Origin of the sequence: Aeoliella sp. (assembly GCF_965227375.1) — a bacterium.
Lineage (GTDB): Bacteria > Planctomycetota > Planctomycetia > Pirellulales > Lacipirellulaceae > Aeoliella.
The window spans coordinates 2566475-2580938 of sequence record NZ_CBDDFX010000002.1; the positions used below are offsets into that span (position 1 = coordinate 2566475).

The 14464-nt window shown below is 59.5% G+C and carries 8 protein-coding genes; 6 read left to right on the forward strand and 2 right to left on the reverse strand.

The genetic code is table 11. The features are described 5' to 3' along the window. Nucleotides 1-415 precede the first annotated feature (415 nt). The 6 genes from ACQK2L_RS23080 (at nucleotide 416) to ACQK2L_RS23105 (ending at nucleotide 10028) form a co-directional block, all read left to right on the forward strand. Nucleotides 416-1459, forward strand: coding sequence for a DUF1559 domain-containing protein (locus ACQK2L_RS23080; protein WP_425399410.1), 1044 nt, complete (start codon nucleotides 416-418; stop codon nucleotides 1457-1459). Nucleotides 1460-1672: 213 nt separating this feature from the next. Continuing rightward, nucleotides 1673-2296 (forward strand): DUF3826 domain-containing protein, encoded by a 624-nt coding sequence (locus tag ACQK2L_RS23085; RefSeq protein ID WP_425399411.1) that lies wholly within the window; start codon nucleotides 1673-1675, stop codon nucleotides 2294-2296. Continuing rightward, the gene (locus ACQK2L_RS23090; RefSeq protein ID WP_425399412.1) at nucleotides 2297-4033 is read left to right on the forward strand and encodes a pectate lyase family protein; all 1737 of its coding nucleotides are present in this window, start codon (nucleotides 2297-2299) and stop codon (nucleotides 4031-4033) included. Next, nucleotides 4005-5609 carry an MGH1-like glycoside hydrolase domain-containing protein gene (locus ACQK2L_RS23095; RefSeq protein WP_425399413.1) on the forward strand — a complete coding sequence of 535 codons (1605 nt, stop codon included), beginning with the start codon at nucleotides 4005-4007 and terminating at the stop codon, nucleotides 5607-5609. Before ACQK2L_RS23090 ends, ACQK2L_RS23095 begins: the two co-directional genes overlap by 29 nt. Next, nucleotides 5606-7996, forward strand: a complete 2391-nt coding sequence (locus ACQK2L_RS23100) for a glycoside hydrolase family 95 protein (protein ID WP_425399414.1) — start codon at nucleotides 5606-5608, stop codon at nucleotides 7994-7996. Before ACQK2L_RS23095 ends, ACQK2L_RS23100 begins: the two co-directional genes overlap by 4 nt. Beyond that, the gene (locus tag ACQK2L_RS23105) at nucleotides 7986-10028 is read left to right on the forward strand and encodes a glycoside hydrolase family 127 protein (protein ID WP_425399415.1); all 2043 of its coding nucleotides are present in this window, start codon (nucleotides 7986-7988) and stop codon (nucleotides 10026-10028) included. Before ACQK2L_RS23100 ends, ACQK2L_RS23105 begins: the two co-directional genes overlap by 11 nt. A 15-nt stretch (nucleotides 10029-10043) precedes the next feature. On the opposite strand, the gene ACQK2L_RS23110 is transcribed toward ACQK2L_RS23105, so the two are convergent. Both ACQK2L_RS23110 and ACQK2L_RS23115 read right to left on the reverse strand, forming a co-directional pair. Next, nucleotides 10044-13142 carry a DUF6298 domain-containing protein gene (locus ACQK2L_RS23110; RefSeq protein ID WP_425399416.1) on the reverse strand — a complete coding sequence of 1033 codons (3099 nt, stop codon included), beginning with the start codon at nucleotides 13140-13142 and terminating at the stop codon, nucleotides 10044-10046. Beyond that, nucleotides 13126-14463 carry a bile acid:sodium symporter family protein gene (locus ACQK2L_RS23115; RefSeq protein ID WP_425399417.1) on the reverse strand — a complete coding sequence of 446 codons (1338 nt, stop codon included), beginning with the start codon at nucleotides 14461-14463 and terminating at the stop codon, nucleotides 13126-13128. The genes ACQK2L_RS23110 and ACQK2L_RS23115 overlap by 17 nt, the downstream gene beginning before the upstream one ends. Nucleotide 14464: the final 1 nt, after the last annotated feature.

The window sequence follows — 14464 nt, forward strand, 5'->3', positions numbered from 1 at the left end:
ATCATTACTGCCGCTGTTGGTTCTCTGCGCCCGTCGCGCGGACTCTATACAGCGGACAACTGAACCAAAGTCTGCAGCAAATGCGCTCGGCGATTTTGTTGGGCCGCACTAGTCGCCGAGGCTAAAGAAAGAGTAGCGGAAACTAGCTCTGAAGTACGCCACCCAACTTGGGTCGGGAGTCAAACTGGAGTCGGTGGCAAGGTCTGCTGCAGCAGTAACCTTCCTTTTCCCGCAGCCACTGCACACAGCCGCGCACCAGTAGATGGCAGACTCTTGTGATGACTTTCTGTGTGCCCTCGGCGAACGGTAAATTGTCCGAAAAGAAGCTGCCGCCCGGCAAGTTAAAAGACCGCTATCTGGTATATTACCAGGGTATTCGGTTCCCCTGGATGCCTAACACAGGAAAGGCTAAGAGATGACACGCAATCGGAACGCAGTGTGCGACCGAAGCAGTTCGCTGCGGGGTTTTACACTGGTGGAATTGCTCGTGGTGATCGCGATCATCGGCATTTTGGTCGCGCTGCTGCTGCCTGCTGTGCAGGCGGCGCGTGAGGCGGCGCGCAACGCGCAATGCAAGAGCCAACTCAAACAGATGGGCATCGCTTGCCTGAATCACGAGTCAACCTACAAGCACTTTCCATCGGGGGGATGGTCGACGCGATGGGTAGGTGACGCGGATGCTGGCTACGGCACCAAACAGCCTGGCAGTTGGACCTACAACATTCTGGCTTACACGGAGTTTGGCGCGCAGCGAGATCTGGGGCGTGGAATCTTGAACGGGATCATGAACTTGCAATCCCCTACGGCGGAGCAGCAGCAAGAGATGCTCACGTTGGTCTCCACCCCGATCGGATTGTACATGTGCCCATCGAAGCGACAGGTTCAAGCGTTCCCCTATGCGGACGAGCAAGAGTTCTTGGCTGAGAACGCTAAGGCATGCGTCTCCGGTGAGTGCCAGGTAGCACGGGGAGACTACCGGGCGAATGCGGGAAGTGCAAGAACTGGTGGAACGCAACCAAGCGCGGCATTCGCAATTAGGCAGTGGCTAACCCAACCGGTCGACAACAAGGGGTTTAACGGCGTCATCTACTCGCGTAGCACGGTCAAGGTGTCGCGGATTACCGATGGCACGTCAAAGACGGCGCTCATTGGCGAGAAAGCGCTGCGTCCCAACTACTATTTGACCGGCACTGACAGCTCGGACGACCAGTGCCTGTACACCGGGCATGACCAAGACAACGCCGGAGTAACCCGCTTCAACGGAAGCCCTTGGCCACCGATACCCGACGAGGACGTACAAAGCGACGCGGAGATGCGTTACCGATTCGGCGGTGCTCACGCATCCTCTTACAACATGCTGCTTTGTGACGGGTCGGTGCATACCTTCACCTACGACGTCGACCCTGAGGTGTTCGTCCTGTACGGTGGTAGGGATGACGGGGACGTGCTTACTCCATGAGCGGCTTGGAACAGACTAGATCGGCGCCAGCCTCCGCGCTACAGTCGCCGCAGCGAGTGTCCCGCGTCGCATTGGATCGCGAACACGCGAGCACTTGAATAGACCAGTTATCTCACACACTTTGGAGCCGCTTGTGGCAAAGTGCCGCTAGCGTAGAAATGGCCCCGCCTAACTTGTTTTCGTACACACCTCCCCCCGAACGGCTTGCCGTCCATGCTTCGACTCTGCCTGCTAACGTCGCTGGTGGTCATCGCAACCGCACCTCGCGGGTATTGCTCCACCGACGACCAGGAAGCAGCTTACCGTCAGGTCATTCAGGAGCGGGCGACTAGAATTGTCGGACCGCTTGGGATCGAAGATTCAGTCAAACAACAAAGAGTTGCCGACCTGGTCGCCGGCCAATATAGAGACCTTCGTGACATCCATGACCGACGCGACGAAGCGCTCGCAGCGGCCGGCGATAACCAAACACCGGCGCAAGATGCCTACCATCGCGAAGTAGTCGCACTGCATCGTAAGTTCGTCGCCCAATTGCTGACGGAACTCGAGCCACAACAAGTGGAGCAAGTGAAGGACGGGATGACCTACGGAGTCGCCCCTCATACCTACAGGGCCTACTTGAATCTGCTGCCCGATCTGTCGGATGAGCAGAAGCGATACATCCAAGCCAACCTGCTCGAAGCCCGTGAGTTCGCCATGGACGCGGGCTCGTCAAAGGAGAAGCACGCTTGGTTCGGGAAATACAAAGGGCGGATTAACAACTACTTGTCCAAGGCGGGTTTCGACCTGAAGCAGGCCGAGCGCGACCTGGCGGAACGATCGAGGAAGGGAAGTTGAATGTCGGACTCTAAACCGTACTTCCATACTTTCGGGCGAGCATTGCTGGCAACCACGATGATGGCCTCGTTGCTAATGACGTTCTCCCGCGCCCAGTATCCCACGATCAGCAACGACGTGGCCGCCGAAAGCGAGCGACGCTTCCGAGCAACCAGGCAGCACTCGGACGAAGCTTGGCGGGCCGCCCAACCGGCCATTGAAGCAGCGGCAGCCAACGGCAAGCCATTCATTCAAGATGCTCGCCGCCCGGATGATCTTCCCCAGGCGGACATCCCGGCATTCCCCGGAGCCCAAGGCGGCGGCATGTACTCCTTCGGAGGGCGCGGCGGCAAGGTCTATGTCGTCACTTCGCTTGAAGACAATGGGCCTGGCACCTTTCGCGAGGCCCTCGAGGCAGGTGGTCCGAGGATCGTCGTGTTCAACGTCGCAGGCATCATTCGCTTGGATGGTCCCGTTGTTGTCCGCGCACCTTACCTGACCATCGACGGATCGAGCGCGCCGGGCGATGGCGTTTGTATTGCTGGCGCAACGGTCGAGATCGACACGCACGACGTGGTGATTCGCCACCTCCGTTTCCGTCGTGGTGAGACGTGGGTCGGCGACCGAAACGATGCGCTCGGGGGAAATCCGATCGGCAACATCATGATCGATCACGTGTCGGCAAGCTGGGGTTTGGATGAGAACCTTTCGATGTACCGACACATGTACGAACCACCAGGCGAGTCAACGCGAGTTAAGCTGCCCACCGTGAACATCACCATCCAGAACTCCATCTTCAGCGAGGGCCTCAATACCTACAACCATGCGTTCGGTAGCACGCTCGGTGGCTACAACAGCACATTCCACCACAACCTGTGGGCGTGTAACACGGGACGCAATCCCAGCGTTGGCATGGTGTACGACTTCACGTTCATCAACAACGTGATCTACAACTGGCGGCACCGCACCATCGATGGCGGCGACCACCGCAGCTTCTACACAATCATCAACAACTACTTCAAGCCAGGCCCGGTCACGCCCAACCGCCCCATCGCCCATCGCATTCTCAAACCGGAGAAACGACGCAGCCCCTACTTCAATCTCGATTTTGGCAAAGCGTACGTCGCTGGGAACTTTGTCGAGGGCAACGAAGAGGTCACCAAGGACAACTGGGCCGGCGGTGTGCAACTGGAACTCGAAGACATGCTGCCAATCCGACAGCAGCTCACCCAAAAGCAGGCGAGCAACTACCAAGCCCCGGCCAGCGAGGACGAAAGGCGAGAGATCGCCGAACCGCTTCGCGAACAAGCGCTTGCCGAAATCCGCTCCGCTCGTCCCTATCCACACTCTTACGTGGATATCCAGCCTGCGGAGGAGGCGTACGAGTACGTGCTGGAAAACGTGGGTGCCACGCTGCCAAAACGCGATGCTGTGGACGAACGTATTGTAAAAATGGTTCGCACAGGCACCGTCACGTATGATGAAGGCAAGGGCATCATCACCGACATCGAACAGGTAGGCGGTTACCCCGAGTATAAAGGCGAACCTTACAAGGACAGCGACTCGGATGGCATGCCAGACGACTGGGAACAAAGCCATGGCCTCAATCCGCAGGATGCTTCCGATGCGGCCGAAGATCTGAACGGCGATGGCTACACCAACATCGAGGACTTTCTCAATGGCCTTGATCCGGCCGCGCCAAAGCAACAGTGGCCCACACCAAGAACCTATGAAGACCTGTTCTGGCAAAGCTTCTAATGGGTTCGGTTGGCGGCGGTGTGCAGTGCTCGCTATCGGCATCTTGTCGACGAACACTGCCACGGCAGAAGATGCAACCGTGCTCCCGCTGGATCACTCCCACCAGTTTGTCGAGCGGCTGAACGCCGCGGACGACGAGTACGTCGTCAACCTGATTCCCAACGCTGACGCTGCGGCGTGGATCGCGGACAAGGCTCCGCGTTTCGATTGCCCCTCCACGAGATTCGTCGAGACGTTCTACTTCCGCTGGTGGACACTCCGAAAGCACATCAAGCAAACACCTGATGGCAGAGTGCTCACCGAATTCATCACCCCGGTGAGCCATGCAGGCGCGCACAACACGATCTCTTGTGCCCTAGGACATCACATCGCCGAAGCCCGGTGGCTACGTGACCAGTCGCTGCTGGATGAGTACCTCCATTTCTGGCTCCGTGGAGGCCCCATTGCGGGACCGCAACCTCATCTGCACAAGTTCAGCAGTTGGCTAGCCGCTGCTATCAATCAACGAAGGCTGGCAACGGGCGACGATGCTTTTGCAACGGATCTGCTGGACGACCTGGTGGCCGACTACGAGCGGTGGGAAGACGAGCGACAGCTACCGAGTGGACTCTTCTGGCAACACGACGTGAAAGACGGAATGGAAGAGTCGATTAGCGGCGGGCGGCGCGTGCAAAACATCCGGCCGACCATCAACTCCTACATGGTTGGCAACGCGGAGGCCATCGCCGAGCTTGCGCGGCTCGCAGGCCGCGATGACCTGGCTCACACTTACCAGCAGAAAACCGAGACGCTAAAAGCACTGGCGGTCGAAGCCATGTGGGACTCGGAAGCGAAGTGCTTCAAGGTTCGTTTAGAGAATGGCGAACTCTCCGGCGCCCGGGAGGAAATTGGGTACATCCCCTGGCTGTTTGGGCTAGCGACCGACGAGCACGCGGTCGCCTGGAAGCAGACCCAGGATCGCGAAGGGTTCTGGGCGCCCCGAGGTCTGACCACCGCCGAACGACGCCACCCGGAGTTTCGCTCGCATGGCGTTGGCACCTGCGAGTGGGATGGAGCCGTGTGGCCATTCGCCACCAGCCAGACCCTCGGCGGAATGGCCAACGTGCTGCGTGGCCCAGAGCAACCTTACGTCACCCGCCGCGACTACTTCGAGCACCTGTTGCGTTACGCCGAATCTCACCACAAGGATGGCGCTGCCTACATCGGCGAGTACCACGACGAAGTCACCGGCGACTGGCTGATCACCGGACCAAAGGAACGACGAAGTCGCTACTACAACCACTCTACATTTTGCGACCTGGTGATTACCGGTCTGGTCGGCGTGACGCCCATGGACGGCGACCAGATTCGCGTCTCGCCCCTCTTGCCCGAGGACTCGTGGGACTGGTTCTGCTTGGACGGTCTCCCCTATCGCGGGCGGGAACTTACCGTAGTGTGGGACCGCGCTGGTACAATGTATGGGCTGAAGCCGGGACTCACCTTGCTATGCGACGGTGAAGTATTAGCGCATGCGGACACGCTCACCGAACTCAACGCTCAACTTCCACCCAAGGCTGCAAAGGATCGCACACCGTGAGACTTTCTCAACTTCTCCCCCTGCTTTTGGTGGTAAGCTGCGTCTTCACGAGCGCCCTGGCCGACGGCGGTCCGTGGGAACTGAAGTACTCTTCGCCCGCAAAGAAGTGGACCAGCGCTCTGCCTATCGGCAACGGCCGCATGGGCGGCATGGTGTTTGGCGGTGTCGCCGAAGAGCGAATCCAGTTTAACGAGGACTCAGTCTGGACCGGAGGCCCTCGCAGCTACGCCCACCCCGGTGCGTCGGAACACTTGGCGGAGATTCGCCAACTGCTGCTGGATGGTAAGCAACGCGAGGCAGAACTCCTGGCGTCGCGCACGTTCATGTCGCAGCCATTACGGCAAGAGTGGTATCAACCGCTAGGCGACGTCACCATACGGTTTGAGAACGAACCAGGCGAGGTAACGGACTATCAACGCACGCTCGACCTGTCTCGCGCCGTTGCGACGACCACCTACTCGCAAGCTGGCACGCGAATCACCCGTCGGGCGTTTGCGTCCTTTCCCGACCAGGCGATCGTCCTGCAATTGGAGTCGGATCGTCCTGGCGCGTTGGAGTTCGTGCTGGCGCTTACCAGTCCGCATGATCGCTGCGAGACGACCATCTCCGACGCCCGGGCGCTGCTACTCTCGGGCCAGGTAAACCCTGGCCAGAACGGAGATTCTCCGACCGATGGCCAGGTGAGCTTTGCCGCGCAACTGCGTGTGCTGGATACCGATGGCACGGTCACATCGGAAGTGAAGGAAGGAGATGCAGAACTCCGCATCGCCGGCGCCAGCAGGGCCACTATCGTTTTGTGTGCAGCCTCGTCGGTAGTCGACTATCGCGACGTTTCGGCGGATCCCAAAGAGCGATTACGGCGCGACATGGACGCGGTTGCCGAGAAAACATTCGCAAGCTTGCTCGCGCGTCACGAAGCAGATCACCGCGAGTTGTTCGGTCGTGTAAGCTTCTCACTGGGTGAGACGCCCGAAGCAGTGCGCGACCTCGATACCGACGATCGGCTGCTCGCCACGAAGCAAGCGGACGATCCCGACTTTGCCGCCCTTTTGTTCCACTACGGTCGGTACTTGATGATCGCCTCGAGCCGTCCGGGTGGACAGCCCGCCAACCTGCAAGGCTTGTGGAACCAGGACCTTAGCCCTGCCTGGGGTAGCAAGTACACTTGCAACATCAACACCGAGATGAATTATTGGCTCACGGGGCCCTGCAACCTGGGAGAATGCAACGAGCCGCTGTTCGAAGCCTTGCAGCAGATTGCCGAATCGGGAAGCGATACCGCACGCGTCCACTACGACGCTCCTGGCTGGGTACTGCACCACAACTTCGATCGCTGGCGGGGCACTGCACCAATCAACGCTTCGAATCATGGCATCTGGCCCACCGGCGGGGCGTGGCTGTGCCAACATCTATGGCTGCACTACCAGTACACTGGTGACTTGTCGTTTCTCGAACAGACCGCCTACCCTCTGATGAAAGGCTCTTCGGAGTTTTTTGCCCACTATTTGATGGAGGATCCACGCACTGCAGATGGCACGTTCATCAGCGGTCCGAGCAACTCGCCGGAAAATGGCGGCCTCGTCATGGGACCGGCCATGGATCACCAGATCATCCGCAACCTGCTCGCCAACACCATTGAAGCCAGCCAACTGCTGGGTGTCGATTCGGAACTTCGCGACCAATGGATCGACGTCCACCGGCGTATCGCACCCAATCGCATTGGCAAACATGGCCAACTGCAGGAGTGGCTCGAAGACAAGGACGATCCCAACAACCGGCACCGCCACGTGTCGCACCTGTGGGGACTGCACCCAGGCAGAGAGATCCACCCAGGAACTCCCGACCTATTCGCCGCCGCCAGGAAGAGCCTCGAAATGCGCGGCGACGGTGGCACGGGGTGGTCGCGCGCGTGGAAGATCAACTTCTGGGCGCGGCTTCGCGACGGAGATCATGCTCACTTGGTCCTCACCGGTCTGACCACACTCACAGTATCGGATAAGACCGACTACCGAGGGGGCGGGTTGTACGAGAACCTATTCGACGCCCATCCACCTTTTCAGATCGATGGCAACTTCGGCGCAACGGCAGGCATCATCGAGATGCTTGTGCAGTCGCACCTGGAGACCGAGGATGGCGTCCGCCGCGTCGACCTCCTCCCCGCTCTGCCATCCGCCTGGAGCGAGGGAACTCTGCAAGGCGTGAGGACACGTGACGGATTCGAGCTGGATATCACTTGGGAAAATGGCGAACTACGTGAGTGCCGCCTTACCTCGCATCTCAATCGACCGATCGAGGTCCACTACGGCGACCACACCATCCGTTCGGACATGAAACCTGGAGAGACCGTAGTTCTGAATAGCGAATTGAAGCGTGACGATGAATCCTAAGTCCTTAACTCAACGCATAGCGGCATTGAATTTCGCTTTCTGGCTAGTAAGCGGCGTTTCCTGGTGCGCAGAGCCGGTTGCGATCACAGACACCAGTCACAGTCGCCACGCACTGTTGCGACCCGTGGGTGTCGACGAGGTAGTGTGGACCGACGGCTTTTGGAAAGCTCGTACCGACGTTTGCGCTAATCAGACCCTCCCCTCCATGTGGGAATTGATGCGCGATTCACGATACAAACCGTTTCTCGAGCACTTCCTGATCGCAGCCGGGGATCAGGAAGGCGACTATCACGGTGCAGCCTGGAACGATGGCGACTTTTATAAGTGGATTGAAGCGGCCTGCTATGCGATAGCGGACAACCCCAACACTGATTTGTCAGCCGCCGTCGATCAGGCGGCGGCAGCCATCGTCGCTGCCCAGCGGGACGACGGCTACATCCACACGCCAGTGCTCATACGCCAGCGAAACGGCGACCAGACCGCGCAGCCGTTCGCCGATCGTCACGACTTCGAGGTCTACAACATGGGCCACCTGATGACCGCAGGCTGCGTGCGGTATCGGGCGACGGGCAAGCGGGATCTGCTCGACGCGGCGCGCAAGGCGGCCGATTTCCTTGTCGAAGCGTTCGCCGACCCCACTCCACAAATGGCGCGACAGGCCGTTTGTCCGTCGCACTACATGGGCTTGATCGAACTCTATCGCACCACGGGTGAGCAGCGATACCTCGAGGCGGCCCAACATGTGATCGACCTGCGCAACCTGGCCGCCGGGCTCGATGGCGGCGGAGACGACAACCAAGACCGTATTCCGTTTCTAAAGCAACGCGAAGCGGTGGGACACGCCGTGCGCGCAAATTACCTCTACGCCGGCGCTGCCGATCTGTACCTGGAGACTGGCGATGAGCAACTCGTCGAGCCGCTCGAAGCAGTGTGGCAAAACGTGAGCAGTAAAAAGCTGTACATCAACGGCGGCTGCGGCGCCCTGTACGACGGCGCTTCGCCCGACGCTTCGCGAGCCCAAGACCAGATCACCCGCACCCATCAAGCGTACGGACGCAACTATCAATTGCCTAACATTACTGCGCACAATGAAACGTGCGCATCGATCGGCGCTCTGCTCTGGAACTGGCGGCGACTGCTAGCCACCGGCGAAGGCCGCCACGCCGATTGGATCGAACTGGCACTCTACAATTCGATCCTCAGCGGAATAAGTCTCGACGGCACCAAGTATCTGTACGTCAATCCTCTGCGTGTGGTCGAGTCCGACCCCACGCAGTTGCGTTGGTCGCGACAGCGGAAACCGTTCATTGTCTCGTTCTGCTGCCCACCCAACGTCGCTCGGACGGTTGCCCAAAGCAGCGGCTACGCGTACAGCCATTCACCGGGCGCACTTTGGGTACACCTGTACGGCAACAATCACCTCAAGACCACCGTCGACGGCGAGCCGCTCGAAGTTGAGCAAACTACCGAATACCCCTGGGATGGCGAGATCACGTTCCGCTTCAAGCAATCGCCAAAGGGCAAGGTCGCCCTTAAGCTGCGTCAGCCAGGCTGGGCCAAGAAGTGCACGGTCATGCTCAACGACGAACCCATCGAAGCGGAGTCCAAGAATGGCTATCTGACACTCGACCGCGTCTGGAAAGTTGGCGATGAGATTCGCTTATCGCTCCCAATGCCAATTGTCACGCTAGAGTCGCATCCGCTGGTCGAGGAGACTCGCAATCAACTGGCAATCAAACGGGGGCCTATCGTCTACTGCCTGGAGTCGGCGGATCTACCTGAAGGCGTGGCGATGGACGAAGTAGGCCTCACGACCAACTTGGATCTGCGACCCATCCACAAGCCAGACCTCTTGGGAGGAGTGACGATACTTGAAGGAGAACTGCCCGTGCGCGAAGCGGGCGAGTGGAACAGCTTGTATCGAGTCGCCAACGAGCGCGATTCTCGCAAGGTGCACTGTCGGCTGGTTCCGTACTACACGTGGGGCAACCGTAAGCCGGCGGAAATGACGGTTTGGATGCCGCGGATGTGACCTCCTTCGAGTCAGCTACTCAACCGGTGTCAGCCACACGACCGAGGTCCGCATGGTGGTCGTGTCTCCTGCGTCGTACTGCGACTCTTCAACCACCTTGCCGGTTCTCGCATCAATCCAACGCGTGCGGAAGCGTCGCTTGGAATCGGCTTGGGGAATCTCTAGCTCTGCATTTGCGTCGACAGCATAACAAAGCTGTTCTCCGGAGTCGCTAACGAGTCGCAGCAATCCATCACCACTTTTCTCTGCGGGCAGCATACCGACCAGCGCCTTCCCGAGCTGCATTGGCAGCGGAGGAACCTCCGCCAGCGATCCGCCCGCCATCAGCACAGCCCATCCTGGGTTCGGGGTGGAACACACGCGATGGGCGGAGAAGATTACGGGCTTTTTGGGGAAACGCGTGCGGTACTCGCGCACGGCTTTGGCGACAGCCGAGAAGTCACCTCCCGCGCTTCGCATCTGCCGCTGGTGCTGCCGCGGCGCCATGTTCGCCCCGCCGGGGGGAGCATACACCCGGCCGTCCCGAGTGTAGCACCAATAGCGAACGTCTATCACATCGATCTTGTCGGACCGCGTCGCATCGTCGAGCATTACGTCTTGCACGTCCTTGGTAGCGCTAATCGCAAGCAGACACTCCGCTCCTGACTCTGCACGCGATTGGGACATTGTGTCGAGCCAGAACTCGGTGAACTCGAGCGGCCCCGTGTACTCAGCACTGGTCATGTGAATCACATTGTGTCGATCGGCGAACGCCGTGACGCATTGTTCCAAGTACGCTTTGTGCAACGCCCGCAGCGGTGCGTTGTCAGGGCTATAGAACTGATGGGCGATGAAGATCCGCTTGTCACCAATATAGGGCGGTGGTTCGCTAAGGCCGGTATCGTTGATGTTGTTCACCGGCCGCCAGGGACAGTCGGCCCAGTGGGCACCGGCCTCCAGAATGTTGTGTTGGAAGTAGCACTGGTGGATCAACAGCTTCCCTCGCTCGTCGCACAGGCGGGCCATCTCCGACAGTCGCGACCAGTACCACGGGTTGTACCGCGTCACATCGTAACGGCTCAAACCATCCCACGCTTTACCTCCACCGGTGCGCGCGAATGGTTGCTCGAAGAACGGAGGTACCACCGCGCTAGTGGCACGACGGACCATCAAGTGATCGTCTCGACGCCGGTCGTACCACAAGCCGTAGTGATGGTCGTAGGCAACTTGTCTGCGAGCGTCCATCTCGTCAAGCAATTTAGGCAACTCGTCGGTTAACCCGACCCCGTAGCGTCCTGGCGCGAAACGTGTGATCGAAGGCCCGAAGGCTGGCGCATCGTCGGGCCGAACCGTGCCCCGCCACCAGGTCGGCGACAGCGTGCCGCCCGTGAGCACCTGGCCATCGACCGTCAGCCAGCCGTTGACGATCTGCACTTGCTGAACCTCTACCGGCGGACTTGCAGGTGGCGTTTCGATTCGCTTGGCAGTACTTGGATTCGGTGGAGTCTCCGCCTCCCTGAAACGCTGTTCAATCACATCGCGCAATGTGCGAGCGGGTTCGTTTGATTCGGCAACGAACGCCTCGGCTTCTTTGTACGTGGGACTCGTCGAAGCGCGGGGGTTGAGCAAGAAGGGGCCAACACGCTTGGCAGCCTCTGGTCCGTGATGTTCAAGCACTTGCTGCTGAAAGAGGCTAATCGGGCGGACGAAGTCACTGTCTCCTTGAATCTCACCATCGCCTACCGGCTGCGCCCAGAAACCGACTACCCAGTTCGCCGCGCCGGGCGGGTTGAAGCAATGGATCTGCGCAGCCTGGCACTGCCACGCCAGACAGTTGGCAGCCGACCACCCTGCCCCCAGCGGATCGAGCCAGCGATTGCCAAAGAACAAGTTACCTCCGTCGATCCGCACATTGTCGTACAGCACTCCGGTCGCCCAACTTTCTAACGGTCCACTATCGCCGTGGGTGTTGTAGGCGTAGCAATGGACAAACGCATTGGGCCCCGGTGCGCAGTGCCCAACGGCAAAGTCGTTCTGCCCATGCTCGGCCCAACATCGCAGGAAGAGCGTCTGACCTCCCTGCGTGAAGAAGCTCTGCCGACGGTAACCGCCGACTTCCGAAATCGGATCGAGGCTGATGCAATCTTCAACCGTCACCCGAGAGCACCCTTCCCTCAACAGCACTGCTCCGCCTGCGAAGTGTTCGAAACGCACACGCCGAATCCATATGTCGCGGGCGTGGTTGGCCACTACTCCGTACCAACTGTGCTCTTCGTCGTGAGGATGATCGCTACTAAACTCGCTACGGAGCTGTAGGTCCTCAATACCAATATTCTCGATGCGTCCGCCGGGCTCGTAGCGGCAGACAGTGCCCATGGTATCGACTTCTCGATCCATCGCGCAGGTGAGCGGAACATCGAGCGCGATCTTGTTGCCATCGACCTGGCTAATGGTGCGTTCCCACCGCAAATCGCACCGCCCCGCGCGCCATCCGACGCCCAGCACCTTGGCGTCGAGCTGCTTGATCCAGGCATCCGAACTCGGGCGCGTGATCAACACTCGGTCGCCGGGGCGAAACTTGCTGGCACTCGCTAGTCGCAGTTCGGTCGCCCCGACGGGCACGTACTCTTGCTCGATGGTTACCGGCTGGCCAAAGTCCGGCACCGGGACGTCTCGTGGGCAGACTCGGATCAGTGGGCGGCGTCCCTCACCGGTCGCGATGAGCGTTGTCCCTTGGTCCGTCGCTCCCGCGCCGCGCAGCACGACTCCACTCTCGGCGATGCGTAGCTGGCCTGCCACACGGTGCTCACCTGGGGCGAGATAGACGGCGCCGCGGAAGCCCTGTTTGTCGAGTGGCAACTGGGCGACTGCATCGATAGCAGCCTGAATGCGCGATGTCGCGTCGCCTGGCAATGCTTCGACCACGAAGTTAATCTCAACACTCGGCGGCGACTCCGCACTGCCGCGATACCCGCAACTGGAAAAGTCCGGCACACGATCTCCAGCCGGAGTTGCGTGGTATTCGAGCCGATCGCCGCTCCCCAAGCTAACGGGCCCCTCTGCTCTGCCCTCTTGCCAAACGCCGGCAATCACGGCAAGCAAACCGGCGACAATAAAACTAGCTGTGAATCTCATGCAGTTCACCTTCAACTTCCAGCGACTCCGTAGAGGCAACGCCGGTAGGCCGGCGCCTCCAGTAGTTGGCCAGCAGCGAGCCGGAGACATTCATCCAGGGACTGAACAGGATCGGCGCCAGCCCCACTGTAGCCATTTTACCCATCGCGTCGGCCAGCGTGACACCCATTGCCCCGTTTTGCATGCCCACTTCAATAGCGATGGTCCGAGCACCAGAAACATCCATACCAACCGCTCGGCTCAAAGTGTAGCCAAACAAGTAACCCAGTGTATTGTGCAAGACTGCCGCTATCAAAAGCACTCCGCTTAGATCGATGAGCTGGTCTCGCCCATCGGCAACAGTAATGGTTGTAAAGTACAGAATCCCTATCATGGATATGACTGGCATCCAGTCGTGCAGCCGCGGATATCGCTGGATCGCCAAGTGATAGGTGACGCCTGCCGCAATTGCTCCCAGCAAGTAATTGAGCAAGGTGACAACCTCAAGAATATTGGACTGTTCACCGACACGCGACTCAAACCACTGCCACCCGCCGAACACTAGCAGTAACAACCATGCTGCGGCCAGGGCCCCGATGGTGAAGATGGTTTTGCGAGTCTTTTGCGGCGCTGCAATCAGCACATCGTGCAGCATTGCCGCGGCGATGGGAACGATCATGATCTTGATGATCGTCAGCATCATATTGACGAAGTTGACCGGGACAAACTGCCCCGCGAGTAGCTTCATCCACGTGGGCGTCACCACCGGCGCCATGAGCGTGGCCACTGCGGTGAGTGTTACCGACAACGCCAAGTCGCCACGGGCGAGGTGCACCATGACGTTCGATGCCAAGCCGCTGGAGCAGCAGCCGATTAGCACCACGCCAGCGGCAATCTCATCGGGAAGTTGCAGAGCAAGCGCCAAGCCCAAGCCGACGAGTGGCATGATCGTGAATTGGCACACCAGTCCCACTACCACCCGCAACGGAGTGCGAACGACTCCCGCGATGTCCGCCAGACGCATCTGGGTGCCCATACCGAACATCACGCCTTGCACCATCAGCAGCTTTAGCCAGCTGTTCTGAAGATCGATCGAGTATCCCAACAACCGCAAGTCCAGCAGCAATTGCGGGTAGAACATTGCCAAGGCGATCCCTGCGACCATCCAGGCGGTAAATCGAAACGGCGCCACCGACTGGCGCTCCCCCAGCCCGATGGCGAGCGATACCAACCCACCAATGAGCACGGCCGCGCCCGACGCCCGGCCCGATGCCAAGAAAGCTGCACCAAGCGCTATCATGAAACCGGAAAGTGCCAGAAAGATGCGGTACAACTTCGCCATG

Excerpts from the sequence above, each read along its gene's own strand:
- ACQK2L_RS23080 (WP_425399410.1), top strand. The coding sequence starts at position 416 with ATGACACGCAATCGGAACGCAGTGTGCGACCGAAGCAGTTCGCTGCGG.
- ACQK2L_RS23085 (WP_425399411.1), top strand. The coding sequence starts at position 1,673 with ATGCTTCGACTCTGCCTGCTAACGTCGCTGGTGGTCATCGCAACCGCA.
- ACQK2L_RS23090 (WP_425399412.1), top strand. The coding sequence starts at position 2,297 with ATGTCGGACTCTAAACCGTACTTCCATACTTTCGGGCGAGCATTGCTG.
- ACQK2L_RS23095 (WP_425399413.1), top strand. The coding sequence starts at position 4,005 with ATGAAGACCTGTTCTGGCAAAGCTTCTAATGGGTTCGGTTGGCGGCGG.
- ACQK2L_RS23105 (WP_425399415.1), top strand. The coding sequence starts at position 7,986 with ATGAATCCTAAGTCCTTAACTCAACGCATAGCGGCATTGAATTTCGCT.
- ACQK2L_RS23110 (WP_425399416.1), bottom strand. The coding sequence starts at position 13,142 with ATGAGATTCACAGCTAGTTTTATTGTCGCCGGTTTGCTTGCCGTGATT.
- ACQK2L_RS23115 (WP_425399417.1), bottom strand. The coding sequence starts at position 14,463 with ATGGCGAAGTTGTACCGCATCTTTCTGGCACTTTCCGGTTTCATGATA.